The organism is Streptomyces sp. NPDC048506 (assembly GCF_040651315.1).
Taxonomy (GTDB): Bacteria; Actinomycetota; Actinomycetes; order Streptomycetales; family Streptomycetaceae; genus Streptomyces.
On record NZ_JBEZIX010000005.1, the window covers coordinates 180,272 to 205,617 of the forward strand.

The window sequence follows — 25,346 nt, forward strand, 5'->3', positions numbered from 1 at the left end:
CGAGACGTGGATGAATCCAGACTGGCCGCTTCGCTCGCCAAGGCAGGGTTGAAGTACTTGGGCATGGCCGATTCGACGGCTCCGCTCATTCCCCCGGCTCTCGCCGGCTTCGCCAATAGCTGCCCTGCCGAGGGGGTGACAGATGTCGAATATTTGATGTCGGACGATCCGCAGCTCTTGGAAAAGGCGAATTCCGGATGGTATCGCCTGTCGAGGGAGGGCGGGCTCTTCCCAACAGGGAATCCAGAATTCCTCCTGGCGGTCAATTACGCAGAACCCGATGAGCCGCACGTCTGGCGGTGGGCGAGGGTTTCGTTGTCGGACCCGTGGGACATCGCGGGCACCGGTGCGGCCACCGGAATCCTCGGAAACGGGTCCGGCCATCCGGCATTTGTCATGCTGGCTCTCGACGGAAACGCGATTATACGAGCACAACAAGGGGAAAAATCCACCGAGTTCGTGCTCGTGCGCGAGCCTCATCGCGTCCGGTTCTTCCGACAGCACGGCGAGTGGATGGCCAGACGGCCTCGGACAGGGGAGTTCGATCGCACCGCCATCGAACGCTGGCTGACCGCCACTGCGGAATGACTCTCACCGGAGGGGCATGCCGTACGAGCGTCCGCCGCATGGCGCATGACTGGGCCCGCGACACGCCTCCGACGAACCCTCGGAGGTACCCCCGGAGGAACGCCGCTCATACGCCGGAGGCTGTGTGTTGCGATACCCCTCCCCATGACATGCAGCTGCCGTCAGGTGCTACGAAAGGTCGTACGTGCCCTCGACGGTGACCATGGATCCGGAGAACCGCACGTCACGCCCATTCCCATCTGTATCGCGCCCCGCCGAGGACTCGAACCTGCGGCCAAGCCTTGCGTCAGGTTCTGCGTCGCGGTCTCCGTCGTGGCTTCGCACCGAGCCCGTCTGCCGTACCACATTCTCAGCCCACCCAGTTGCGCCGGCGATCACCCGTGCACACCCCCTGGCGGCCTGGCTCACGTACACAACCGCGTGCACAACCAGTGCACAGTCACGCGGGAACTCCCGGGAAACCGCAGGTCAGGGAAGGAAGCCCGTCGGAGCGCACAACCGCGCTCACACGGCATTCTCCCTGGTCAGAGCCGTAGTGGGCGGACGAGTCGGCCTGTACGCCGGGTTCTGTCGCCCCCGGTCCTTGCGGGCCGGGGGGAGACGGCCATCCATCTAGGGCTGCCGTTGCCGACAGCCTCGTGCGGTCTACCCGCGGACTCGGGCGGGCAGCCCTCGATCGTCCGCGCAGGGGCACCTTGCGATGCCCCCTCTTGACCTTGCTCCGGGTGGGGTTTACCTAGCCCTCCGAGTCACCTCGGAGGCTGGTGGTCTCTTACACCACCGTTTCACCCTTACCGGAGGCCGAAGCCGCCGGCGGTTTGCTTTCTGTGGCACTGTCCCGCGGGTCACCCCGGGTGGGCGTTACCCACCACCCTGCCCTGTGGAGCCCGGACGTTCCTCGGGAGGATCGAAGATCCCCACGCGGCCGCCCGGCCGGCTCGTCCGCCGTGGCGACCATGCTACCTGCCGCGGAGGCCGGGGCCGCGCCCGGTGCGGCACTTGACCTTGTCGCAGCGTCAACGTTTCTACTGGCCGCATGAGAATCGGTGAGCTCGCTGGACTGGTCGGCGTCAGCACCCGCGCGGTGCGCCACTACCACCACCTCGGACTGCTGCCCGAGCCCGAACGCCGGGCCAACGGCTACCGCGAGTACGGGCTGCGGGACGCGGTCGCACTGGCCCGGCTGCGCCGGCTCACGGAGCTGGGTCTCGGGCTGGAGGAGGTACGGGACGTACTGGCCGACGACTCCGGACGCGAGCTGCACGAGGTGCTGGCCGAACTGGACGCGGACCTGGCCCGCCAGGAGGAGGAGATCCGGGGGCGGCGGGCCCGGCTGGCCGCGCTGCGGCGGCAGGCGGAGGAGCACGGCGGACTGCCCGCGGAGGGGCCGGTGTCGGACGAACTGGCGGCGATGTTCCGGGAGATGGCCCGTACGTCGGCGGCGCGCCCCGGTCCGGAGCCGGCGATGGCGGCGACGGAGCGGGAGGTGCTGGCGCTGCTCGAATCCACCGGGGGCGGGGCGGGCACGCGGGTGACGGAGGTGCTCGGGGCGGTGACCGCGGCACCGGGGGCGATGGAGCGCGCCTACGAGGTGTACGGGCTGCTCGATGCGTTGGTGGAGGTCCCGCCGGACGATCCACGGGTGGCGCGGACCGCGCGAGCGCTCGCCGACTGCATTCCGGACGCGGTGCTCGCCGAGGCCGACCAGCAGCACTGGGAGCGGGCGGCCGACCCGGCCGCGGCCCTGGACGACGGATTCCTGGCGGCGTACTACGCGCACTTCGCGCCGGCGCAGGCCGAGGCCGTGCGGCAGGCCATCCGGCTGGTCGCGGAGCGTGCGCGGTGAACCGGCGGAGCGGGTTGCTGCGCCGGCTGGCCGCGCACGAGGGCCGGTGGCTGGCGAGCCTGGTGTGGTGGGTGGCGCGGCGACGGATCGGGGTGGCGGCAGGCGAGCGGGCCTTCGCGTACGCGGCGGCACAGGCGGCGATGGTGTACGGGCTGACGTTCGTGTGCGTGGTGGAGACGGCCGGGTTGCACGTCATGCTCGACGGCGTTCCGGCGGCGCGTGCGGTGATGCTGGTCGTCGACGTCTACACGGTCCTGATGATGCTGGGGTTCCAGGCGGCGGCGGTCACCCGGCCGCATGTGCTGGGGGCGGGGGTGCTGTGGCTGCGGCAGGGGGCCCGGACGGAACTGCGGATACCGCTGGAGCGGATCGCCTCCGTGCGCTACGACCTCCGGTTCTCCAGGGAGCAGCAGAAGGGCGCGGCGGACGGGGCGGCGGAGCTGGCGGTCGGCGGGCAGACGTCGGTGACCGTGGAGCTGACCGAACCGGTCGAGGCGGTGCGGCTGTCGGGACGGCGGGAGGCGGTGCGTTCGGTGCGGTTCCACGCCGATGACGCCCGGGGCGCGGTGGCGGCCGTACGCGAGGCGATGGGGGCGGCGAGGGGAGCGGCACCCGGCGAGGGCCTCAGCAAGGTCCGCAGCGAGGGCCGCCGCGAGGCGTCCGGGGCGCCGGACGGGGGAGCCGTCAGGCGGGGATGAAGCGGACCGGTTCGCGGCCGGGATCGGCCTCGGCGAGCCGGACCCGGAGGAGGCTCCCCAGCGGGAGCGCAGGACCGTCCGGGGTGGCCTCGACGCGGCCGACCACGGCCGGGTCGTAGAGGTGGACGGTGCCCCGTGTGGGGTCCTGCTCGTCGACGTCGACGACCAGCCCCTCGAAGATCTCGCCGATCCGGTCGCGCAGCAGCGCCGCCTCGACGAGGTCGACGCAGGCCCGCTCGACCTGGTTGGCGCGCTGGGTGCCGACCTCCATCTCCCGGGGCAGGGCGGCCAGCGCACTGCGGACCCAGTCGGCCGGCTCCTCGCCGGCCGAGGCGGCCAGGCACAGCTCGGAGGTGTAGCGGTCGACGAGCCGCCGCAGCGGCGCGGTGGCGTGGGCGTACGGGGCGGCGACGGCGGCGTGCAGCGCCTCGGACGGCTTGGGCGGGGTGCCGTCGAAGGCGGTGTAGCCGGCGCCGCGCAACAGGGCGGTGCACTCCTGGAGGAACGCGGCGTGGGTGGCGCGCTGCGGATCGAGGCTGCGGATCAACGCCGCGTACGAGGTGTGGTGCGGCCAGTCCACGCCGAGCGCCCGGGCGGTCAGCCGCAGCCGGGCGACCGAGCCGTCCGGGGCGGGGGGCAGCGTGCGCAGGATGCCGGTTCCGGAGGCCAGCATCAGCTCGGCCGCGGCCATGCCGGTGAGCAGGGAGATCTGTGCGTTCCAGCCGTAGGCCGGGAGCGGGGCACGGTAGGCGAGGGTGTAGCGGCCGTCGTGCTCGACGACCTCCTGCTCGGGGAGGACGTTGAGGGAGATCGCGCCCCGGGCCACCTCCAGCTCCTCGCGCAGCAGCCCGATGTCGCGGAGCAGGGCGAGCGGCTCCTCGGCCGTCTTGTCGTCGAGGACCCGCTGGACGCCCGCGTAGTCGAGCCGGGCACGGGACCGGACCAGGGCCCGGCGTACCGAGACGGCGGTCAGCTCCCCCTGCGGGTCGAGGTCGAGCTGCCACAGGACGGCCGGGCGGTCCTGGTCGGGCAGCAGGCTGGCGGCGCCCTCGCTGAGCACGTACGGGTGCAGCGGAACGCGCTCGTCGGGGAAGTAGAGCGTCGTCACCCGGTGGTGCGCCTCGGCGTCCAGGGCACCGCCAGGGGTGACGAAGGAGGCGACGTCGGCGATGGCGTAGTGGACGCGGAAGCCTCCGCCTCCGCCGCTCTTCGACCGCGGGGACCGCCACCGCCGGGACAGGTACACGGCCTGGTCGAGGTCGAGGGAGCCGGGCGGGTCGATGGTGAAGAGCGGGAGGTCGGTGGCGTCCTCCAGGGTGTGCTCGGTCGCCACCGCGCCGTCACCGGCCGGGATCCGCGGGGCGCGGGCGGCGCTCTCGGCCTCGGCCTGCGCCGTGGGCGGGAAGTGGTACGGGGTCTCCAGCCGGCAGCGCAGCTCACGCAGGGCGGCCCGCAGCGGGGCCTCGACTGCGTCGGTCACGTGCATATGGCGACGGGGCATGGAATCGAGCCTAGGGCGGGAGGGCGCCGGTGGCGCGGCATGGCGGATGGCGCGCCAGGGCTCCGGGCGCGCACGGGTGGGTTCTCCGCGCGGCCGTCGCAGGCCATACGCTTTCCGGGGGCCGCACCCCCACCCCGTACCACCGTGAAGGAGACACACCGTGCTCGTGCTGTTGCCGCCGTCCGAGGGGAAGGCCGCGGGAGGGGCCGGGGCGCCGCTGGAGATCGGTGCGCTGTCGCTGCCGGGGCTGTCCGCACCGCGTCGGGCGGTGCTCGACGAACTGGTCGAGCTCTGTGCGGCGGACGAGTCCAAGGCCCAGGAGGTGCTCGGGCTCAGCGACGGCCTCAAGGGCGAGGTCGCCAAGAACGCGGGGCTGCGCACCGCCGGCACCCGGCCGGCCGGGGAGATCTACACCGGTGTGCTCTATGACGCGCTGGGGCTGGCGTCCCTGGACGCGCCGGCGCGCACGCTGGCCGAGCGCTCGCTGCTGGTGTTCTCGGGGCTGTGGGGCGCCGTGCGGATCGGCGACCGGATTCCTTCCTACCGCTGCTCGATGGGGGTGAAGCTGCCGGGTCTCGGTGCGCTGGGCGCGTACTGGCGGGCGCCGATGGCGGAGGTGATGCCGGAGGCAGCCGGCCAGGGGCTCGTGCTGGACCTGCGGTCCGCGGCGTACGCCACGGCGTGGAAGCCCAAGGGCGAGGTGGCCGGGCGGACCGCGACGGTGCGGGTGCTGCAATCGAAGGTCGTGGCCGGTGTGGAGAAGCGCACGGTGGTCAGCCACTTCAACAAGGCGACCAAGGGGCGGCTGGTGCGGGATCTGCTGTCGGCGGGCCGTGCGCCGGAGGGGCCGGCGGAGCTGGTGGAGGCGCTGCGCGACCTGGGGTACGCGGTGGAGGCCGAGGCCCCGGCGAAGGCCGGCAAGGCGTGGGCCATTGATGTGATCGTGAAGGAGCTGTAGCGCGCGGCGGGGCGGCGAGGGAGGGCCTGGACCGTCACCGCGGGAGGGCCCGGATCGTCACCCGTCGCGCCCCGGAAGTCGGCGGGCCGTGCGCGACACCGGCGCGACACGGTCGCCACATCACGTGCATTGCGTTGCAACATGCGCAATGGCCGTTGCGGAGAGTGGGGCGGCCGGCGCACTATGGGCAGCGTGCCTGACGCCGCCGCCTCCCCTGTGCCCGTCTCACCCGCGCCCGCCTCCTCCGTACCCGCCTCCGCCGCGCTCTCGACGTCGGCCGAGCAGGGGAGATCCGCCTCGTCGGTCCTGGGGCACTCCCCCGTCCTCCCGGTCGTCGTGCTCGACGACGCGGGCGACGCCGTGCCACTCGCCCGGGCGCTCGTCGCCGGCGGGCTGCGCGCCATCGAGGTGACCCTGCGGACGCCCGCCGCGCTGGACGCCCTCCGGGCGATCGCCGAGGAGGTCCCGGGCGCGGTGGTCGGCGCCGGCACCGTGCTGACCCCCGAGCAGGTCGCCGCGGCCGGCGCGGCCGGCGCGCAGTTCCTGGTCAGCCCGGGGTGGTCGACACGGCTGCTGCGCGCGATGCGGGACTCCGGCCTGCCGTTCCTGCCGGGCGTCTCGACGGCCTCGGAGGTGGTGACCCTGCTGGACGAGGGCGTCACCGAGATGAAGTTCTTCCCGGCCGAGGCGGCGGGCGGCACCGCCTACCTGAAGTCGCTGGCCGCTCCACTGCCCCGGGCCCGCTTCTGCCCGACCGGCGGGATCGGCCCGGCCTCGGCCCCCGCGTACCTGGCGCTGCCGAACGTCCGCTGTGTGGGCGGCACATGGATGCTGCCGGCCGATGCGCTCGCAGCGAAGGACTGGCCGCGGGTCGAGCGCCTCGCCCGGGAGGCGGCGGCGCTGCGCGGCTGACGGCTGGGCGGCACGGCTCACCGCGGCGGGTGCCGGGCCTCTCACGAGCCCCGGCGCCCGTCGCTCTTGTGTCGAGAGGGCCCGCGGCAACAGGCTTGCTCTCCTATGGTGGCTCCACCGTCCGGACCAGGACGTCGCGCCGACCTCTCTTGTCATACATCAAGAGATCTCTACTGCTCCGAGGGTGCGGAGTGCGGCGGCGTTGCGGGAAGAGTTGACCGTTGCCTGGACAATCCCGGACGACCGCCGAACAACCCGTACCCGCTGACCTGGGTCGTTCCAGGCCGGCATCGGGGTTGTTCACCACATGCCCGACCAGCGGCGCCGCAGGCCCCTTCCCGGTCGCTCCACCTCTCGCCAACTGGCCCCGGACGAAGATGAATTACGCGTTCCCGATCACCCTTGGTCCCCGGTATCCACCGTGCGATCGTGGACGGAGCGTGACGGGCGGCAACCCGTGACGCACAGTCAACTTCCGTCCGGACCAAGGGCAGTGATGCAGATGTCGTACCAGCTCCTTCCCCCGCACCACCGCGATCTCACCACCCCGTCACCGACCGTCGTGACCATCCTGGTCATCGTGCTGGTCGCGCTCGGCCACCCACTCCCCGCGGCGCTCGCGACCGTCCTCGCCGCCGCCGCGGCGGCCGTGGCACCGGCCCGCGCGCGCGTCTGACCCTGTCGGCAACCGGCGGTGCCGCGGCGTTCCGCGGCACCGCCACCACCACCGTCAGGAGGGCGCGTGGCACGACCGGAACGTCCCATCGACCCCACGGCCCCGTACGCCGGCCTCGCCCGGCAGCTGCGGCGCCTGCGCCACGAGGCCGGCTCGCCGCCGTACAAGGCGATGGCCCGGAAGACCGGCTACTCGGTCACCACGCTCTCGCAGGCGGCCGCCGGGCGGAAGCTGCCCGGCCTGCGGGTGGCCCTCGCCTACGCCGAGTACTGCGGCGGCGACCGCGACCACTGGAGCGAGCAGTGGCGGCTGGCCCAGCAGGGCGGCCAAGCACCGCTGTACGGGCCGCTGTTGTCCCGTACGGTGCCCACCCCGGACGGGGCCGGGACCGTCGCCGAGTTCATCGACGGTCTCCGCCACCTCAAAGCATGGGCCGGCGCCCCGTCCCTCAAGGAACTGGCCCGGCTCACCGGTGAGCCGCGCAGCACCCTGGGCGACGTCCTGCACCCGGCGCGCGCCACGCTCCCACGCCTCTTCCAGGTGGAGCTGGTGGTACGGGCCTGCCTCGTGCTGGCGGCGCGGTCCGCGGCGCACGCACCGGACGTGGAGGCGACGGTGGCCGCCTGGTGTGCGGCGTGGCAGCGGGCGCGCATGGCGGCGGTCGGCGGGCCGCCGCCCCCGCCGGCCCGGCCGACCCCGGACCTCCCCGTCGAGGAGGCGGTCGTGCCAGGGACCGAGCCCCCCGCCGCCGGAGCCGGCGCCCCGACGCTGCCGGGCGCCGTGCCGCCCCGGGAGGTGCTGGCAGCGGCACTGCGGGTGCGGTTCGACGCGCTGGGCTGCTCCCTGCGGCGCTATGCGCGGCAGCGCTACCTCGATCCGGGGACGCTCTCCCGCTATCTGAACGGCCGTCGTCTGCCGCCCTGGGAGATCGTCGACGCCCTGGTCGAGGACGCCGCCGGCGGGCGCGCGGACCTCATCACCATGCGGGGCCTGTGGGAGGCGGCCCTGGAGGACGTGCGTCAGCCCGTGCGGTCCGAGGGGGTGGGTGCGCCACGGTCCGACGGGTTCGGTGCGCCACGGTCCGACGGGTTCGGTGCGCCACGGTCCGACGGGTTCGGTGCGCCACGGTCCGATGCGAGCGGTGCGCCCGGGTCCGACCTGGTCGGCGCCCCGACGCACACTCCCCACCCGTCCCGTCCCGCCCGGCGGACGGTCCGCGCACCGCGGCCCGCCGGCCGGGCGACGGCAACGCTCCGCAGCAGCAGGGCGCGCGGCCGCCGCCGGCCGGGGCGACCTGGGCGGCCGGCCGGTCGTAGACAGCCCGCCGATCGGTCCTAGACCGATCGGCGATCGGTCCTGGACCGGTCGCGGATCCGTCCTCCCGGACCGGTCGCGGATCGATCATGGGCGGCCGGCGCCGTCGATCGACGCCGAGGTCAGCGGAGGTGGGACGTCTCGTTCAGCAGGCGTAGCGAGGCGTTCCCGTCCGCGTAGTAGGCGACCGCGGAGAGCGAGGCCGTGGAGAGCTCCATCCGGAACAGCGACTCCGGCGGGGCGCCGAGTGCCAGGCGGACCAGCGTCTTGATCGGTGTGACGTGCGTGACCAGCAGCACGGTCTTGCCTGCGTAGCGGGCGAGGAGCTTGTCGCGGGCGACGGCGACCCGGCGGGCGACCGTCGCGAAGGATTCGCCGCCGCCCGTGGGCGCCGCCTTGGACGAGGCGAGCCAGGCGTCGAGGTCCTCGGGGAAGCGTTCGCGCACCTCGGCGAAGGTCAGCCCCTCCCAGGAGCCGAAGTCGGTCTCGCGCAGGCCCTCTTCGACGCGGACCTCCAGGCCGAGCCGGTCAGCGACCGCACGGGCGGTCTCCTGGCAGCGGCGCAGCGGTGAGCTGACGACGGCCTGGATCGTGCCGCGGGCGGCCAGCGCGGTGGCGGTCGCCTCCGCCTGGCGGCGTCCGGCGGCGGAGAGTTCGGGGTCGCCACCGCCGCTGCCGGAGAACCGCTTCTCCGGCGTCAGCGCGGTCTCGCCGTGCCGCAGCAGCACGAACGTCGCCGGTACGCCGAGGTCCGGGGCGCCCCAGCCGACCTGCGGGCCCGCCGTCGCCTCGGTCGCCTCGGCGGCCTCCGCGGCCTCGTCGGCGGCCCGGGCGGCGGCGCTGCGGGCGGGCTCGGTGGCGAGCGCCGCCCGGGAGTCCCGCGGCTCCCACTGCCTGCCCTGCTTGCCGGCGTCCATCGCCTCGTTGGCGAGCCGGTCGGCGTGCTTGTTGCGGGAGCGCGGGATCCACTCGTACGCCACCTGGTCGGGCGGGAAGACCGACCTGGCCTCGGCGGCCAGCGGCTTCATGTCCGGGTGCTTGATCTGCCAGCGGCCGGACATCTGCTCGACGACGAGCTTGGAGTCCATCCGCACCTGGACGCGCGCCTCCGGATCCAGCGCGTGCGCCGCCCGCAGGCCGGCCACCAGGCCCTTGTACTCGGCGACGTTGTTGGTCGCGGTGCCGATGAACTCGGCGGCCTCGGCGAGCGCCTCGCCGGTCTCCGGGTCGAGGACCACGGCGCCGTAGCCGGCCGGCCCCGGGTTGCCCCGGGACCCGCCGTCCGCCTCGACGATCAGCGTGCGCGGCATGGCCTACAGACCCGAGTCGGGCGTACGGACCAGGATCCGGGTGCAGTTCTCGCATCGCACGACGGCATCGGCGGCGGCCGCCCGTACGTCGTTCAGCTCGGTGATGTTCAGCTCCAGGCGGCAGCCCTCGCAGCGACGCTGGTACAGGCGGGCCGCGCCGACGCCGCCCTCCTTGGTGCGGATGCGGTCGTAGAGCTTGACCAGATCGGCCGGGATGTCGGCGACGGTCAGCTCGCGCTCCTTGGTGACCGTGCCGGCCTCGGCGTCGATCTCGCCGTTGGCGGCGTCGCGGCGGGAGACCGCGTCATCGACCTTGGCCTGGATGGCGTCCACCCGGGCGGTCAGCTCGGCGACCCGCTCCTGGGCGGCCTCGCGGCGCTCCATGACCTCCAGGACGACGTCCTCCAGATCGCCCTGGCGCTTGGCCAGCGAGGCGAGTTCGTGCTGGAGGTTCTCCAGGTCCTTGGGCGAGGTGACGGCGCCGGAGTCCAGCCGCTTCTGGTCGCGGGCGGCGCGCTGGCGCACCTGGTCCACGTCCTGTTCGGCCTTGGTCTGCTCGCGGCTGGTGTCGCTCTCCTCGGTCTGCGCGGCGACGAGCAGGTCGCGCTGCTGGGTGAGGTCGGCCTCCAGGGTCTGTAGTTCGGCCAGCTCGGGGAGGTTCTTGCGGCGGTGCGCGAGCTGGGTGAGCCGGACGTCGAGGGCCTGGACGTCGAGGAGGCGGATCTGGTCGGCGGGCGCGGCGTTCAGCGTGGGGCTCCTGTGGTGTGCGTCGGGGTGAAGACGGGGGTGGACGCCGCGTGGGCGGTCCAGGGGTCGGTGACCGTGCGGGAGACGTGCGTGCGCAGTCCCCAGCCGTGCCGGTCGGAGACCGCGTCGAGCTGGGCCGCGGCCTGCTCGCACCACGGCCATTCGGTGGCCCAGTGGGCGGCGTCGAGCAGCGCCAGCGGGCCGTTGTGGGTGTGCTGTGTGGCCTCGGAGGCCGGGTGATGGCGCAGGTCGGCGGTGAGGAAGGCGTCCACACCGGCCGCCCGGACATCGTCGAAGAGGCTGTCGCCCGAGCCGCCGGAGACCGCGACCGTGCGGATCTCCCGGTCCGGGTCGCCGGCCGCGCGGATGCCCTGCGCGGTGGCCGGCAGACGGGCGGCGGCGTACGAGGCGAACTCGGCCAGCGTCATCGGGTGCGCCAGCTCGCAGATCCGGCCCAGGCCGCGGCGGCCCGACGGGTCGCCGGCATCCGGCACCAGGGGGCGGAGGATGCGCAGGTCCAGGGCGCCGGCCAGGGCGTCGGAGACCCCGGGGTCGGCGGTGTCCGCGTTGGTGTGCGCGACGTGCAGGGCGATGTCGTGCTTGATGAGGGTGTGGACGACCCTGCCCTTGAAGGTCGAGGCCGCAACTGTCGTCGTACCGCGCAGGTAGAGCGGGTGGTGGGTGACGAGGAGGTCGGCGCCGAGCTGTACCGCCTCGTCGACGATCTCCTGGACCGGGTCGACGGCGAACAGCACGCGGCGGACCTCGGCGTCGGGGTCACCGCAGACCGTGCCGACGGCGTCCCAGCCTTCGGCCCGCTCGGGGGGCCAGAGAGCGTCGAGCGCGGCGAGGACTTCAGACAGTACGGGCACGGATGGAAGGTTACCTCCCGGGTGTGACCGGACGGGCTTCCGCTACAGCGGAATGCGCACGGCCGACCACCCCACCGACCGGGCGCGGCCGACCGCCCCACCGACCGGGCGCGCCCGACCGCCGTCGGCTACTTCCCCTACTTCCCCTTCTTGGCCAGGAAGCCCCTCAGGTCGTCCAGGACGCTGTCGGCGGCGGTGACGCCCAGGCCCAGGTACCAGGTCTCGTCCTTCACGTCCTTGGCGTGGCCGGCCCTGACCGCCTTGAGGTTCTTCCACAGGGGGTTGTGCTCGGCGGTGTCGCGCTTGGTGGACTCGGGGTCGCCGTAGACGCCGGTGAAGATCCAGTCCGCGTCCGCCTGGTTGATGTTCTCCGGGCCGACCTCGGTGGCGAGGTCGTCGACCTGCTGGTTCTTGGGGCGCGGCAGTCCGACGTCCGTGAGGATCGTGCCGATGAACGACTGCTTGGCGTACAGCCGGGTGAACTGCGGCATGTAACGCAGCATCGTGACGGTCGGCTTGTCGGGGCCGAGGTCCGCACCGAGCTTCTCGGCCTTCGCCTCGTACGCGGCCAGCTTGGCCTTCGCCTCGGCGGTCCTGTCCAGGGCGGCGGCGTTCAGCAGGTAGTTCTGCTTCCAGGTGAAGCCGGGCCGGATCGAGAAGACGGTCGGGGCGATCTTGCTGAGCTGCTGGTACTGCTTCTCGGCGCGCAGCTTGCTGCCCAGGATGAGGTCGGGCTTGAGCTTGTTGATGGCCTCCAGGTTGAGGCCGTTGACGGTGCCGACGCTCCGGGGGTGGCCGGCGTCCTTCTTGAGGTAGTCGGGGATCGCCTCGTCACCTTCGGTGGGCGCGTAGCCGACCGGTTTGACGCCGAGGGAGACGACGTTGTCGAGCTCGCCGACGTCGAGGACGACCACCCGCTTCGGCGCGGCCTTCAACGGCGTGCTGCCCATCGCGTGCTTGATGGTGCGCGGGAACCGGCCCGGCTTGGCGTCGGTGCCCATCTTCGCGGTCTCCTCGGCGGCCTTGCCGAAGTCCTTGCCACCCTGGGCGACGGACTTGGAGCCCGCACCGCCGTCACTTTGACCGTCGGTGCCGGACGCACCGCAGGCCGCGAGGGACAGGACACCGGCGGCGGCGAGAGCTGTCGCGGCGGCGCCGCGGCGGCGAAGGGGCATCACGCACTCCAGGGATCTCAACTTAGGTGTACCTAACTTAGCCCACCACCGAAACCCGGAGCACAGCCACCCCACCCCGCACCGACGAACCGGACAACTGCCACCCTTATGCGTGAAGTGCCGCAACTCGCATTGATCGGCCGGAAGTGCGAAAACTAGCTTCGGTTGCCGACTGGAGGTGACCACCCGATGACGATCTGTGCCACTGAGGACGCCGAGGCGCTGGACAGCCGGCACCGTGCGGTGCTGACGATTGCCGCCGACGGCTCGTACGGCGCCCGGCTCGCCCGTCACGACGACGATGCCGGCAGCTGGTTCCCGGAGCGCTGGACACTGGACGGCCCCGAGCCGTACGCCGTTCCACTGCCGGGGAGCCAGCCCGAGGAACCGGACAGCGAACTGCTGCCGCTCGCGGACGGCCGGGTACTCATCCTGCGCCGGGTCGCCGACCGCTTCGCCGTCTCCCTGCTCTACCCGACCGGGCCCGGAACCGGCGAGGTGCTCCTGGGCGCCGTGGACGCGCCCGAACTGACGCTGCTCCCACCCGCCCCCGAGGGAACGCACGGCTACGCCCTGGCCCCCGGGGAACACCGCACCGGGCTGTGGCTGGTGCACGGCGGCACGGGCGGTCCCGAGCGGATCGCCGAGATCCCCGGACGCTGTACGGGCGGCGCCTGGCTCGACCGCAGCGGGCGACTGCTCGCCCTCGACCGGGAGTTGGACGGCCGGACGAAGACCGTGCTGGTCGATCTGGAGCGGGGCGGCGAGACCGGCCTGCTGCTACAGATCACCGAGGAGAGCAACGACCGGCTGCTGCTCGCCGATCCGGACAGCGGACTGCTGCTCGTACGGTCGGACGCCCCCGGGCACGACCGGCTGGGCTGGGCCGTCCTGGGGAGCAGCCGGCCGGTGCGCTTCCCCGAGTGCCTGCGGCCGCCCGGCGTCACGGTGGTTCCGTTCGCCATCCAGCCGGGGCAGGTGCTGGCACCGGAGGGCTGCGCGGTGGCCTTCCGCATGCACCGGACGGACGCGGCGGGCAGCGCCTGGTTGGGGGTCTGGCGGCCGCGGGGGCGGCAGTTGCGGCAACTGCCCGTACCGGCCGGGTGGTTGGCGGGGGCCGGCCTCTGGACGGCGAGCGGCGAGCTGCTGCTGCCGTACGCGACGGACGCGGAACCGTGCGGGGTGGCACGGATGGCCATACCGCTGGGGCCGGTGGAGGCGGAGCCGGCGAGGGCCGTGGGGGCTGCGGCTGTGGCTGTGGGCGCTGTGGCGGTCGTGGGGACGGCGGGGACGGCCGGGGCCGTGGAGGCTGTGGGAGCTGTGGGAGCTGTGGGTGCCGTGGAGACCATGGGGGCTGCGCGGGCCATGGGGACGGCACGGGCCACGGGGACGGCGCGGGCCATGGGGACGGCACAGGCCACGGGGACGGCGGGAACGGCGGGGTCCGTCGGATCGGCGAAGTGGAACGGACCGGTGAAGCTGCACGGGCCCGTGGAGCTGAAGGGGCTTGTGCACCTGAAGCGTTCGGACGACATGCCGTCCACGGCGGGCTCCGTGGACGACGGGAACGCTGCGAGCACGGTCGCGGGGAACGGCGGGAACGCTGCGAGCACGGTCGCGGGGAACGGCGGGAACGCTGCGAGCACGCTCGTAGGACGCGGCGAGAACGCGGGGAACACCAGGGACGCCGGAAATGGCGGGAGGATTGTCCCGGATGCAGTGGATACCAACGACCGCTCCACACGATCTACACATCCACCGACCGCCGCAACGGAACCACAGCGCTCCCCTGCGCATCCTCGAATCTACAGGCCAGTACCCCTGCAACAGGCGCCTCTCGCGACACGGTAGACCCGGTGAAGCATGATTTCCCGCCCCGTTAAACTTTCGGGTGGGGGCTCAGCAGCCGGTTGACCGGCCACCGGCGGTGCCGCTCGGGGGTCAGCCTCGGCGGCGTCGGGCGAGGTCCCGACGCGCACAGCTGCAAGCGATCCGACGGAGTGACTCTTCCCATGTCCGAAGCCCGAACCGACACGCCCCAGGCGCGCCCCCAGGAGGCATCCGCCCAGGCCGCCGAGGCCGCAAGCTACGGCAGGCACCGCGGCCCGGCCGCCACGAACGATTCCGACGCCGCCGCCCACGGCCGGCACCGCCGGGACAAGTAACCGCACGGCGCCGCGGTCCGGCCCGAGGGACACGGACCTACGGACACGGACCTACGGACGCGGATCGGGCCCGAGAGGCGCGGACCGACGTCGCGGACCGACGACCGCCGCGCACACGCACCGGCCGTGGCCGCCGCACCGCGTTCTCCGCGGGCGACGGCCACGGCCGTCGTCGTACGCTCCCCGGCCGGACCGTCGTTCGTCGCCCCGGCCGGGCGTCGGTCGTGGCCTCGGCCGGCCGTCAGTCGTGCGTGAGGCCCAGTACCTCGGCCGCCGCGAAGGTCTCGTTCGGCGGGCGCTCCGCGTAGTACGGCGTCAGCAGGCCGTCCAGTTCCTCGAAGCTGAAGACCTCCTTCGCGGTGTCGAACTTGGCGGCGATCCGTGGACGTTCGGCGATCGCGACCATGCCGCCGTGCACGACCAGCAGTTGCCCGTTGACCTTGCCGGCGGAGGGCGAGGCCAGATAGCCGACCAGCGGCGCAACATGCTCCGGGGCGAGCGCGTCGAGCGCGCCGTCCTGCGGCTCCTGGAAGCCGGCGAAGACATCCTCGGTCATACGGGTGCGGGCGCGCGGGCAGATCGCGTTGGCGGTCACGCCGTACTTGGCCAGTGCCAGGGCCGTGGAGGTCGTCAGACCGACGATGCCGCCCTTGGCCGCGGCGTAGTTGGGCTGACCGGCCGAGCCCGCGAGGAACGCCTCCGAAGAGGTGTTGATGATCCGGCCGTGCACCGGGCCGCCGGTTGCCTTGGAGCGCTCGCGCCAATGGGCCGCGGCGAAGTGCGTGGTGTTGAAGTGGCCCTTGAGGTGCACGCGGATGACCGAGTCCCATTCGTCCTCGGTCATCGAGAACACCATCCGGTCACGCAGGATGCCCGCGTTGTTGACCACGATGTCGAGCCGGCCGTACGTGGCGACGGCCAGTTGTACGAGCGCACGGGCCTGTTCGTGGTCGGCGACGTCGCCGAGGTGCGCCACCGCCTGTCCCCCGGCCGCGCGGATCTCGGCCGTGACGTCCTCGGCGGGCGCCGCGGAGGCCTCACCGGAGCCGTCCCGGCCCGGTTGCCCGTAGTCGTTGACCACGACGTGCGCTCCCAGGCGGGCGAGTTCGAGGGCCTCGGCACGGCCCAGGCCGCGGCCGGCCCCGGTGACGATCGCGGTCAGGCCCTCAAGTGGCTGTGCCATTCCTGTTCCTGTCCTCTCGATCAGATCTCTAGCGGGCGATCGGATCTCTGCGCAGGTCGATCGGATCTCTACGCAGGTCGATCAGATCTCTATGCAGGTGCGCAGCGCGGTCCCCGAACGCATCTGGTCGAGGGCGTCGTTGATCTCGGCGAGGCGGACGCGATGGGTGATGAGGCCTTCCAGGTCGATCCGGCCGGCCCGCCAGAGGGCGATCGCGCGCTCGTAGGAGCGCAGCACATCCGCGCCGCCGTACAGGGACGGCAGGATCCGCTTCTCGTCGAAGAACAGCTCGAACATGTTGACCTGGAAGGTGTCGTCCATGGCGCCTGCGCCGACCACGCACATCGTGCCGCCGCGCCGGGTCATCTCGTACGCGGTGCGGGCGGTGGCGGACTTGCCGACCACCTCGAAGACGTAGTCGAAGCCCTCCCCCGCGGTGATCCGGGCCTTGGCGTCGCCGAACTCCTCGGGGGCGACGGCCTCCGTGGCGCCGAAGCGCAGCGCGGCCTCCCGGCGGGCGGGCACCGGATCGACGGCGACGATCTGGGCCGCACCGCAGGCCCGCGCCCCCTGGATGGTGGAGATGCCGACGCCGCCGCACCCGATGACCGCGACCGAGGACGCGGCCGCCACCTCGGCCGTGTTGAGGGCGGCGCCCAGTCCGGTGGTGACGCCGCAGCCGATCAGCGCGGCGATCTCGTACGGGACGTCGTCCGGTATCGGGACCGCGCAGTTGGCGGGTACCACGACCTCCTCGGCGAACGTTCCGGTGCCGGCGAAGCCGAAGACGTCCCCACCGGGGCGCTTGAAGTTCGGCGTACCGGCGTTCATGAATCCGGCCAGACAGAGGTGGGTCTGGCCGCGCTTGCAGGAGGGACAGCTGCCACAGGCGGGCAGCCAGCACATCAGGACCCGGTCGCCCTGCCCGAGGCCGGTCACGCCGTCGCCGACGTCGAGGATCTCCCCGGCGCCCTCGTGACCGGGCACGAAGGGTGCGGGCTGCGGCAGCACGCCGCTCATGGCCGAGAGGTCCGAGTGGCACAGCCCCGTCGCCCGTATCCGGATCCTGACCTTCCCGGGGCCGAACCCCACCGCCTCGACGTCGTCGAGCACGTCGAGCTTGTCCTGCCCGGTCTCGTGTTGTACGGCTGCGCGCATCTCACGGCTCCTCTCGAACGACAACGACTCGCACGACGCTCGCCGGAACGACACCCGCCCCTGCCCGAAAGGGACCTGGCCCGGCCCGACGGCTCTCCTCCCCGCCCGAACGGCAGCTGGGCAGGCCGACGGCCCAGACGTCACGCCATGCCACGCCATGCCACGTCACGTCACGTCACGTCACGCCAGGCCACGCCACGCCACGAATGGCACCCAGCCCTGCCCGGACGACACCCAGCCCCGCCCGGACGGCACGCCTCTCCGGCCCGACGGCAGCTAGCCGTGCTCGACCACGGTGTCCGCCAACACCGCCGCATCGTCACGCCCGGGTGCCGTGACCGACACCTGGATCCGTCCGGGTCCCCGCCACATCCGGATGCGGAGCGTCTCGCCCGGGAAGACCACCCCCGCGAACCGCGTGGTGTACGACCGCACCCTCGACACATCACCGCCCAGCACCGCGTCGACGACCGCCTTGAGCGTGACCCCGTACGTGCACAGTCCGTGCAGGATCGGCCGGTCGAAGCCGGCGACCTTGGCGAACTCCGGATCGGCGTGCAACGGGTTCCAGTCCCCGGAGAGGCGGTAGAGCAGCGCCTGGTCCTCGCGGATGTGCCGCTCGGTGCTCAGGTCGGGGGCGCGTTCGGGCAGCTCACGGCGCGCGGACGTGCCGCGGTCGCCCCCGAACCCGCCCTCTCCGCGGACGAAGATCTGGGTGTCGCAGGTCCACAACGGACCGTCCTCATCGGCGACTTCCGAGCGCAGGACGATGACGGCGGCCTTGCCCTTGTCATAGACGGCCGGGACGGACGAGGTCTGGGTGGCCCGGCCGCGCACCGGGATGGCGCGGTGCAGGGTGACGGTCTGCCCGCCGTGCAGGACGGCCGCCAGGTCGACGTCGATGCCGGGTGCGGAGAGTCCGCCGGCCAGCGCCATCCCGCCGCCCGCGACGGTGGCGAAGCTGGGCAGGACGTGCAGCCCGCTCTCCAGGGTGTAGCGCAGTTCGTCCGGGTCGGTGGCGGGGTGCGGCTTCTCCGGTGTGGCCGCGCCGGCGCCGATGCCGAGGTGGTAGAGCTGGACGTCCTTGTGGTCCCAGGCGAGTTCGGTGGTCCGCGGCTCGGCGGAGGTGGCCTTGGCGGCGTCGATGGGCATGGGGCTGTCGCTCTCCTTCACCTCGGTGTGAAGACCCCGGCCCGGCCGTCCGCACCGTCGACCGTGCCGGGGTCGTATCTGGTCGGCGCGGCCGCGCTCACACGACGAACATGGACACACTTCTAGAACGCGTTCTAGCCGATGGCACTCATGTATAGCCGATCCGCCCGACACCCGGAAGACCTCTGACGCATTGTCAGATTCGGGTCCGGGGCCGGCGCAGTGACACACCTCGCGCGACCGATGACATTTGTCAGGGGCCATCACCCACATTCGCATCTGCCGCGCCCTCGGCGACTCTCCGTAATGTCGAGGACAGGAAGCGGGAGGACGGAAAACAAACGGAGGGGCGGGCATGAGGACGACAAGAGCAACAAGGGCGACAACGGCAACCGAGCCGGCAAGGGCGACAGCAACGGCGAGAACGGCGCAGGCGGCACGGGCGGCACGGGCGACGGAACCAAGGGGTGGGGCGGCCGTCGGCTTCTCCGGTGTGACACGGAGTTACGGCACGGTGCGTGCCGTGGACGGCCTCGATCTGGAGATCGCCACAGGCGAGACCGTGGCGCTGCTCGGTCGCAACGGCGCCGGCAAGTCCACCACCCTCAACATGCTGCTGGGCCTGCTGCCGCCCAGTGTGGGGACGGTGGAGCTGTTCGGCGGTGCCCCGGAGGCCGCCGTACGGGCGGGCAAGGTGGGCGCGATGCTCCAGGACGGCAAGGCCATCCCACGGGTCACGGTCCGCGAACTGGTCACCTTCGTCGCCGCCACCTACCCCGAGCCGATGGACGTCACGGACGCGCTGGAGCTGGCGGGCCTGGGCGAGTTCGCCGCGCGGCGGGTGGACCGACTCTCCGGCGGGCAGGCCCAGCGGGTCCGCTTCGCGGTGGCGCTGGCCGGCAACCCGGAGCTGCTGGTGCTCGACGAGCCGACCGCGGCGCTGGACGTCGAGGCGCGCCGCGCCTTCTGGCGCTCCATGCGGGCGTATGCCCGCCGCGGCAACACCATCCTGTTCTCCACCCACTATCTGGAGGAGGCGGACGAGCACGCCGACCGGATCGTGGTGATCGACCGCGGCCGGGTGGTCGCCGACGGCAGCGGTGAGGCGATCAGGCGTCGGGCCGGTGGGTCGCTGGTCTCCTTCGACCTCGCAGGTGCGGCGTCCGAGCCGCTGGCCGGACTGCCCGGAGTCAGCGCGGTGGAGATACGGGGCGACCGCGCGTTCCTGCGGACGACGGACTCCGACGCGACGGTCATGGCGATGGCCGGGCTCGGGCTCGTCCGGAACCTCCAAGTGGCCCCCGCCAGCCTGGAGGACGCGTTCCTGACGCTCACCTCGACAGAATCCGCCGCCGCTGCCGGTGCCCCGGCCACGGCACATCCCACCATCGGCACCCCGTCCGCGAAGGAGAGCGCGTGATGCTCGACTACATCCTCTTCGAGGTCCGCCGCACCCTGCGCGACCGGGGCTTCGTGATCTTCGGCATCGGGATGCCGGTGCTGATGTACGTGCTGATGACCAACATCGGCGTGGGCTCGGACAGCTCCGCCATGGAGTGGAAGGTCGCCTCGATGGTCGGGATGGCCGCGTACGGCGCGTTGGGCGCGGCGATCGGCACGGGCACCGGCGTTGCCGAGGACAAGCAGCTGGGCTGGCTGCGGCAGCTGCGGATCACTCCGCTGAGCCCGATACGGGTGGTGGTGGGCCGCGGGCTGACCGGGTCGGTGACGGTGCTGCCGGCCATCGCCGCCGTCCTGCTGGTGGGTGCGCTGGTCAACGGCGTGCGGCTGCCGGCCTGGCAGTGGGCCGCGCTGACCGTGCTGCTGTGGATAGGCACCGCCCCCTTCACCCTGCTCGGGCTCGGCAACGGCTACCGCCTCTCCTCGCAGTCCACCGGCGTGGTCAACACGGGCTGCATGCTGCTGATCGCGATCGTCGGCGGCCTGTGGTTCCCGCCGGAGCTGTTCCCCGGCTGGCTGCGCTCGCTCTCCTCGTGGACACCGGGCAACCGCTTCGCCGAGCTCGGCCGGAGCATCACGGAGGGCGCCGCCCCCAGCCTGAGCGCGGTGGCGGTACTGGTCGCCTGGCTGGCACTCTTCGGCAGTTACGCGGTGTACGCGTACCGACGGGCCGCACGAACGGTGTGACCGACGATGACGCAAACCTGGGAAGCGACAGTGCAGCACACAGAGCAACAGGAGTCCGGCCTGGCGGGTCCCTCCGCGGCGGACGGCACGGCCACCACCGCCTACCCGGCGAAGCCGTGCAAGAAGCCGGACAGGGGGCCGGGAAAGTACGCCTTCCTGCCCTGGCTGCTGATGGGCCTGGGCGCCTTCTCCAACATCATCCATGGCAAGACCGGCAATCCCTGGCTGGCCGGCCTGGGGCTGTTCGCCTTCAACTCCTTCTACATCAGCGTCGTCTGGACGTCGTTCAACCCCCGGCTGCGGAATTCTCGCTATCCGGTCATCGCCCTGGGCATCCTTACGGCGATCACCTTCGCGATCGCCGTCGGGTTCGGCGGTAACTGGTTCCTCTTCTTCCCGCTGCTGTCCCTGGCCTCGGGCACGGTCCGAGCCCTGCGCGGGAAGAAGCTCGCCCTCTGGCTGATCACGCTCAGCGGTACCGCCGGCTACCTCACCGGCTGGCGGGACGGCGACCCCGGCGCCGCGTTCGGCATCGGGTACGGCACGTTCCTGTCGGGGATGGTGACGGCGACGGTCCTGAGCCTGTTCGACACCATCCAGGAGTTGAACACCACCCGGCAGGAACTCGCCCGCAGCGCCGTGGAGAAGGAGCGGCTGCGCTTCTCCCGCGACCTCCACGACCTGCTGGGGCACACCCTGTCCGTGGTGGTGGTCAAGGCCGAGGCGGTCCGCCGGCTCGCACCGCGCAACCTGGACGCGGCGCTCGCCCAGGCCGCCGACATCGAGGCGGTCGGCCGGCAGGCGCTGACCGAGATCCGCGAGGCGGTCACCGGCTATCGCGAGGGCAGCCTGAGCACCGAACTGGACCGGGCCCGTTCGGTGCTGGAGGCGGCCGGCATCGAGCCCGTCGTACGCCAGGCCGGGCCGCCGCTGCCGCCACAGGCCGGCGCGCTGCTGGGGTGGGTGGTCCGGGAGGGCGTCACCAACACCGTCCGACACAGCGGCGCCACCCGTTGCGAGATCGACGTGTACGCCGACGAGGAGCGGGTCCGGCTGACGATCACGGATGACGGCCGCGGTCCCGTAAGCTCCGGTGCTGCCACGGCACACGGCCTCTCCTGGCTTCGCGACCGCGCCCCCGGGCGCGGCGGCGTTCCGGGCGGCGGCGATCCGGCCGGCAGCAGCGCAGGAGCCATGTTCGCCCCCAAGGGATCGGACGACTCCGACGGCCCCGACGTATCGCGGGGTTCGAGCGGTGCGACGCCGGGCGGCTCCGCCGGCCCGGTCGGTGGCACCGGCCTGAAGGGGCTGGCCGAACGGCTGGCCGCGGCGGGCGGCACGCTGCGCAGCGGCCCCGACGGCCGGCGCGGCTTCCGTGTCACGGCTGAACTGCCGGTCGGCACGGGTGACAGGGCGGATACGGAGGAGTTGACCAGGTGATCAAGGTCCTGCTTGCAGAGGACCAGGGGATGATGCGGGGTGCGCTGGCGCTGCTGCTCGACCTGGAAGAGGACATTCAGGTCGTGGCGCAGGTGGCGGCGGGTGACCAGATCGTCGACGCCGCGCTGGGCGCCCGTCCCGACGTCGCCCTGCTGGACATCGAACTCCCCGGCCGCAGCGGCCTGGACGCCGCGGCCGACCTGCGCGAACAGCTGCCGTCCTGCAAGGTCCTGATCCTGACGACCTTCGGGCGCCCCGGCTATCTGCGCCGCGCCATGGAAGCCGGCGCATCCGGCTTCCTGGTGAAGGACGGCCCGGTCGAGGACCTGGCGGCGGCCATCCGCCGGGTACTGGCCGGAGAGCGGGTGATCGACCCGGGCCTGGCCGCCGCGGCGTTGAGCGCCGGACCCAATCCGCTGACCCAGCGCGAGCGCGATGTACTGACCGCGGCGGTGGACGGGGCCACCGTCGCCGATATCGCCGGCAAGCTCCACCTCTCCCAGGCCACGGTCCGCAACTACCTCTCGGCAGCCATCGGCAAGACCGGCACCCGTAACCGCATGGAGGCGGTCCGGTCGGCCCGGCAGAACGGCTGGTTGTGAGGGGACGGAACCTCGCCTACGGCTGCGTGGCGTCCGCCTCTCCCGTTACCCCTGGGCGGCGTCCGCCCGTCGGCGTGGCAGGGCGATGACCATCAGCAGGATGCTGGCGAGCAGCACCACGGAGCCGACCTGGAAGGCCAGGGCGTAACCGTCCGCCAGGGCCTTGGGACCGTGCCCCGCCGCCTCGATGCGGGATGCGGCGACCGTGGACAGCACCGACAGCCCCAGCGCACCGCCCATTTGGCGGGAGGTGTTCATCAGGCCGGAGACCAGGCCCTGGTCGGCGGGGTCCGCGCCGGACGTGGCGATGGAGGCGACCGGCGTCGCGGTCAGGCCGGCGCCCAGCGCCATCAGGATGCCGGGCCCCAGCAGCGTGCCCAGGTACGTTCCGTCGGCGTCCATCGCGCCCTGCCAGACCATGCCGGACACAGAGATCACCGCACCCGCGATGGCCAGCGTCTTGGCGCCCATCCGGTGCATCAGCCGCGGCCCGATCTTGGAGCCCAGGACGATGGACAGCGAGTGCGGGATGAACGAGAGTCCGGCCTGCAACGGCTGGTAGCCCAGCACGTTCTGCATGTAGAGCGACAGGAAGTACCACATCGAGAACATCGCGGCGCCGGACAGCACCATCGCCGCGTTCGCCGAGGAGACCGAGCGCAGCCGGAAGAGTCCGAGCGGCATCAACGGCGCCTTGGTCCGGGCCTCGACGGCGATGAAGGCCGCGATGACGACCAGCCCGGCGGCCAGCGGCAACAGCGCGGACGCCGAGGCCCAACCGTCCGTCTCGGTCTGCACGATGCCATACGCCACCAGCCCCAGCCCGCCGGTCACCAGCAGTGCACCGGGCACATCGAGCCGTCGGGCGACGCCCTGCCGGCTCTCGGTGAGCCACAGCACCGCGCCGGCCAACACCAGCGCCCCGACCGGCACGTTGATCAGCAGCACCCAGCGCCATGACAGGTTCTCGGTCAACACCCCGCCGACCAGACCGCCCACCGCGCCACCGCCGGCGCCGACCGCCGTCCAGGTGGCGATGGCCCGGGTGCGGGCCGCGCCGGTCGGGAACGACGTGGTGAGGATCGTGAGGGTGGCCGGGGAGAGCACGGCGGCGCCCACACCCTGCACCGTACGGGCCGCGATCAGCTGCCAGGGCTGCTGCGCCAGTCCGCCGCCCGCGCTCGCCAGCGTGAACAACGCCAGCCCGAGGACGAAGATCCGCTTACGGCCGAAGAGGTCGGCCGCCCGCCCGCCGAGCAGCATGAATCCCGCGAAGGTGATCACATACGCGTTGACGATCCACTGCAAGCCCAGTTCGCTGAGCCCGAGCCCGGTCCGCATGGCGGGCAGCGCCACGTTCACGACGGAGACGTCCAGGACGACCAGGAACTGACCGGCACAGACCAGCAGCATCACCAGCCAGGCCGGTGCGGCCGTCCGGCGCGGGGTTCTGGTCGGGGCGGCGGAAGTGGCTATGGGGGGCATGCGGACCATGCTCGCATTCGCCCCGTGCGCGCTGCATCGGGATATCGGTGCATCTGCCACCTGGCCGGAGGACTAGGTCGGAGGACGGAGGACGAGGACGGAGGACGAGGACGACGGGCGAGGACGGAGGAGACCTCGCCCGAGGACGGAGGGGACCTCGCTGTCGCAGTGGCCTCACCGTCGCAGCAATGTCACCACCGCCGCCCCGCCCAGGCCGATGTTGTGGGCCAAGCCGACCCGGGCGCCAGGGACTTGGCGCTCGCCCGCCGTGCCCCGTAGGTGCCAGACCAGTTCGGCGGCCTGGGCCAGGCCCGTCGCGCCCAGCGGATGGCCCTTGGAGATCAGACCGCCGGACGGGTTGACCACCCAGCGGCCGCCGTACGTCGTCGCCCCGTCGGCCACCAGCTTCCCCGACTCCCCGTCCGCGCACATGCCCAGCGCCTCGTAGGTCAGCAGTTCGTTGACCGAGAAGCAGTCGTGCAGCTCGATGACGTCCACGTCCTCGATGCCGAGCCCGCTGGCCGCATAGACCTGCCGGGCCGCCGCCCGCGACATCGGCTTGCCGACGACGTCGATGCAGGACCCGGAGGCGAAGCTGTCCTGGGTGTCGGTGGTCATGGCCTGCGCGGCGATCTCCACCGCCCGGTCGGCCAGCCCCTGTTCGCGGACGAACCGTTCGGACGCGACGACCGCCGCGGCCGCCCCGTCCGAGGTCGGCGAGCACTGTAGCTTGGTCAGCGGATGGTGGATGGTCTTGGCGGCGAGGACCTCCTCGACCGTGTGGACGTCCTGGAACTGGGCGTAGGGGTTGTGCGCGGAGTGCCGGTGGTTCTTGGCGCCGACCGCGGCGAGCTGTTCGACGGTGGTGCCGTAGCGCTCCATGTGCTCGCGGGCCGCGTTGCCGAAGATCTGGGCGGTGGGCGGGGTCGTCTCGAAGCCGTGGGCGGCCGCCATCACCCCGTAGTGACGGGCCACCGGCGAGGACGCGAAGTCGCTCTCACCGCCGCCCCCGCCCAGCGCGCCGCGCTTCATCTTCTCGAAGCCGAGCGCCAGCACACAGTCGTTGACGCCCGCCTCGACGAACTGGCGCGCCATCATCAGCGCGGTCGAGCCGGTCGCGCAGTTGTTGTTGACGTTGTAGACGGGGACGCCGGTCAGGCCCAGTTCGTAGACGGCCCGCTGGCCGGCGGTGGAGGCCTGGTAGCAGTAGCCGACCGGCACCTGCTCGACGGCCTCGTAGCCGATGCCCGCGTCGGCGAGGGCGTTGCCGCCCGCCTCCTTCGCCATGTCCCAGTACTGCCATGCGCGGGTCTCGGGCTTCTCGAACGTGGTCATGCCCACGCCGACGATGTACGCCTTGCCAGTCATGCGGGTCCTCCTTGGAGGGACGGTCACCGGGGAAGCCGTAATGGGGTG

22 protein-coding genes, 1 other RNA gene and 1 pseudogene are annotated in these 25,346 nt (G+C 72.5%); 13 read left to right on the plus strand and 11 right to left on the minus strand.

Translation table 11 applies throughout. The features are described 5' to 3' along the window. The first annotated feature begins 6 nt into the window (after positions 1-6). The gene (locus AB0C96_RS05715) at positions 7-588 is read left to right on the plus strand and encodes a hypothetical protein (protein WP_362914028.1); all 582 of its coding nucleotides are present in this window, start codon (positions 7-9) and stop codon (positions 586-588) included. Positions 589-1,128: 540 nt separating this feature from the next. On the opposite strand, the gene rnpB is transcribed toward AB0C96_RS05715, so the two are convergent. Beyond that, positions 1,129-1,529, minus strand: an RNA gene (gene rnpB, locus AB0C96_RS05720) — RNase P RNA component class A. 95 nt (positions 1,530-1,624) lie between these two features. Here rnpB and AB0C96_RS05725 point away from each other — a divergent pair. Further along, the gene (locus tag AB0C96_RS05725) at positions 1,625-2,434 is read left to right on the plus strand and encodes a MerR family transcriptional regulator (protein WP_362914030.1); all 810 of its coding nucleotides are present in this window, start codon (positions 1,625-1,627) and stop codon (positions 2,432-2,434) included. Next, positions 2,431-3,132, plus strand: coding sequence for a hypothetical protein (locus AB0C96_RS05730; protein ID WP_362914031.1), 702 nt, complete (start codon positions 2,431-2,433; stop codon positions 3,130-3,132). Before AB0C96_RS05725 ends, AB0C96_RS05730 begins: the two co-directional genes overlap by 4 nt. Here the strand turns inward: AB0C96_RS05730 and AB0C96_RS05735 are convergent. Continuing rightward, positions 3,119-4,633 carry an RNB domain-containing ribonuclease gene (locus AB0C96_RS05735; protein WP_362914033.1) on the minus strand — a complete coding sequence of 505 codons (1,515 nt, stop codon included), beginning with the start codon at positions 4,631-4,633 and terminating at the stop codon, positions 3,119-3,121. The two genes, AB0C96_RS05730 and AB0C96_RS05735, sit on opposite strands and share 14 nt — an antisense overlap. Positions 4,634-4,793: 160 nt before the next feature. Between AB0C96_RS05735 and yaaA the strand changes: the two genes are divergently transcribed. The 4 genes from yaaA to AB0C96_RS05755 all read left to right on the plus strand — a co-directional run bounded on the left by yaaA (position 4,794) and on the right by AB0C96_RS05755 (position 8,517). After that, entirely contained in the window at positions 4,794-5,591 is a 798-nt protein-coding gene (gene yaaA, locus AB0C96_RS05740; protein ID WP_362914035.1) for a peroxide stress protein YaaA, read from the plus strand. A gap of 183 nt (positions 5,592-5,774) precedes the next feature. Then, entirely contained in the window at positions 5,775-6,503 is a 729-nt protein-coding gene (gene eda, locus AB0C96_RS05745) for a bifunctional 4-hydroxy-2-oxoglutarate aldolase/2-dehydro-3-deoxy-phosphogluconate aldolase (RefSeq protein WP_362914037.1), read from the plus strand. Positions 6,504-7,005: 502 nt separating this feature from the next. Beyond that, complete coding sequence (locus AB0C96_RS05750; protein ID WP_362914039.1) at positions 7,006-7,179, plus strand: hypothetical protein; 174 nt, start codon at positions 7,006-7,008, stop codon at positions 7,177-7,179. A gap of 66 nt (positions 7,180-7,245) precedes the next feature. Next, positions 7,246-8,517 (plus strand): helix-turn-helix transcriptional regulator, encoded by a 1,272-nt coding sequence (locus AB0C96_RS05755; RefSeq protein WP_362914040.1) that lies wholly within the window; start codon positions 7,246-7,248, stop codon positions 8,515-8,517. Positions 8,518-8,615: 98 nt separating this feature from the next. Here the strand turns inward: AB0C96_RS05755 and AB0C96_RS05760 are convergent, their stop codons facing one another. From AB0C96_RS05760 to AB0C96_RS05775, 4 genes are all read right to left on the minus strand, one after another. Continuing rightward, positions 8,616-9,803 (minus strand): bifunctional RNase H/acid phosphatase, encoded by a 1,188-nt coding sequence (locus AB0C96_RS05760; RefSeq protein WP_362914042.1) that lies wholly within the window; start codon positions 9,801-9,803, stop codon positions 8,616-8,618. A gap of 3 nt (positions 9,804-9,806) precedes the next feature. Continuing rightward, a complete protein-coding gene (locus AB0C96_RS05765) occupies positions 9,807-10,550 on the minus strand; it encodes a C4-type zinc ribbon domain-containing protein (protein ID WP_362914133.1) in 744 nt (247 codons plus the stop codon). After that, the gene (locus AB0C96_RS05770; protein WP_362914044.1) at positions 10,547-11,422 is read right to left on the minus strand and encodes a Nif3-like dinuclear metal center hexameric protein; all 876 of its coding nucleotides are present in this window, start codon (positions 11,420-11,422) and stop codon (positions 10,547-10,549) included. Before AB0C96_RS05770 ends, AB0C96_RS05765 begins: the two co-directional genes overlap by 4 nt. Positions 11,423-11,559: 137 nt before the next feature. Beyond that, positions 11,560-12,597 (minus strand): iron-siderophore ABC transporter substrate-binding protein, encoded by a 1,038-nt coding sequence (locus AB0C96_RS05775; protein ID WP_362914046.1) that lies wholly within the window; start codon positions 12,595-12,597, stop codon positions 11,560-11,562. Positions 12,598-12,786: 189 nt separating this feature from the next. Between AB0C96_RS05775 and AB0C96_RS05780 the strand changes: the two are divergent. Further along, positions 12,787-13,791 (plus strand): annotated as a pseudogene (locus tag AB0C96_RS05780) (hypothetical protein); the annotation flags it as partial. 818 nt (positions 13,792-14,609) lie between these two features. Beyond that, complete coding sequence (locus AB0C96_RS05785) at positions 14,610-14,762, plus strand: hypothetical protein (protein ID WP_362914048.1); 153 nt, start codon at positions 14,610-14,612, stop codon at positions 14,760-14,762. Positions 14,763-15,003: 241 nt separating this feature from the next. Here the strand turns inward: AB0C96_RS05785 and AB0C96_RS05790 are convergent, their stop codons facing one another. The 3 genes from AB0C96_RS05790 to AB0C96_RS05800 form a co-directional block, all read right to left on the minus strand. Continuing rightward, on the minus strand, positions 15,004-15,945 hold the full coding sequence (locus AB0C96_RS05790) for a 3-oxoacyl-ACP reductase (RefSeq protein ID WP_362914049.1): 942 nt from the start codon (positions 15,943-15,945) through the stop codon (positions 15,004-15,006). Positions 15,946-16,026: 81 nt separating this feature from the next. Then, positions 16,027-17,103, minus strand: coding sequence for a Zn-dependent alcohol dehydrogenase (locus AB0C96_RS05795; protein WP_362914051.1), 1,077 nt, complete (start codon positions 17,101-17,103; stop codon positions 16,027-16,029). Between the two features lie 276 nt (positions 17,104-17,379). Then, positions 17,380-18,255 (minus strand): MaoC/PaaZ C-terminal domain-containing protein, encoded by an 876-nt coding sequence (locus AB0C96_RS05800; RefSeq protein WP_362914053.1) that lies wholly within the window; start codon positions 18,253-18,255, stop codon positions 17,380-17,382. Positions 18,256-18,769: 514 nt separating this feature from the next. On the opposite strand from AB0C96_RS05800, the gene AB0C96_RS05805 reads away from it, so the two are divergent. Genes AB0C96_RS05805 through AB0C96_RS05820 form a run of 4 tightly spaced genes read left to right on the plus strand, consistent with a single transcriptional unit; the run spans position 18,770 to position 22,445 of the window. Beyond that, positions 18,770-19,675: an ABC transporter ATP-binding protein gene (locus AB0C96_RS05805; RefSeq protein WP_362914055.1), complete on the plus strand. Its 906-nt coding sequence runs from the start codon at positions 18,770-18,772 to the stop codon at positions 19,673-19,675. Then, positions 19,675-20,403: an ABC transporter permease gene (locus tag AB0C96_RS05810; RefSeq protein ID WP_362914056.1), complete on the plus strand. Its 729-nt coding sequence runs from the start codon at positions 19,675-19,677 to the stop codon at positions 20,401-20,403. Before AB0C96_RS05805 ends, AB0C96_RS05810 begins: the two co-directional genes overlap by 1 nt. A gap of 6 nt (positions 20,404-20,409) precedes the next feature. Next, entirely contained in the window at positions 20,410-21,843 is a 1,434-nt protein-coding gene (locus tag AB0C96_RS05815) for a histidine kinase (protein WP_362914058.1), read from the plus strand. After that, positions 21,840-22,445, plus strand: coding sequence for a response regulator transcription factor (locus AB0C96_RS05820; RefSeq protein WP_362914060.1), 606 nt, complete (start codon positions 21,840-21,842; stop codon positions 22,443-22,445). Before AB0C96_RS05815 ends, AB0C96_RS05820 begins: the two co-directional genes overlap by 4 nt. Positions 22,446-22,490: 45 nt before the next feature. Here the strand turns inward: AB0C96_RS05820 and AB0C96_RS05825 are convergent, their stop codons facing one another. Next, positions 22,491-23,939, minus strand: a complete 1,449-nt coding sequence (locus tag AB0C96_RS05825; RefSeq protein ID WP_362914062.1) for an MFS transporter — start codon at positions 23,937-23,939, stop codon at positions 22,491-22,493. A gap of 165 nt (positions 23,940-24,104) precedes the next feature. After that, the gene (locus tag AB0C96_RS05830) at positions 24,105-25,298 is read right to left on the minus strand and encodes a lipid-transfer protein (RefSeq protein ID WP_362914064.1); all 1,194 of its coding nucleotides are present in this window, start codon (positions 25,296-25,298) and stop codon (positions 24,105-24,107) included. Positions 25,299-25,346: the final 48 nt, after the last annotated feature.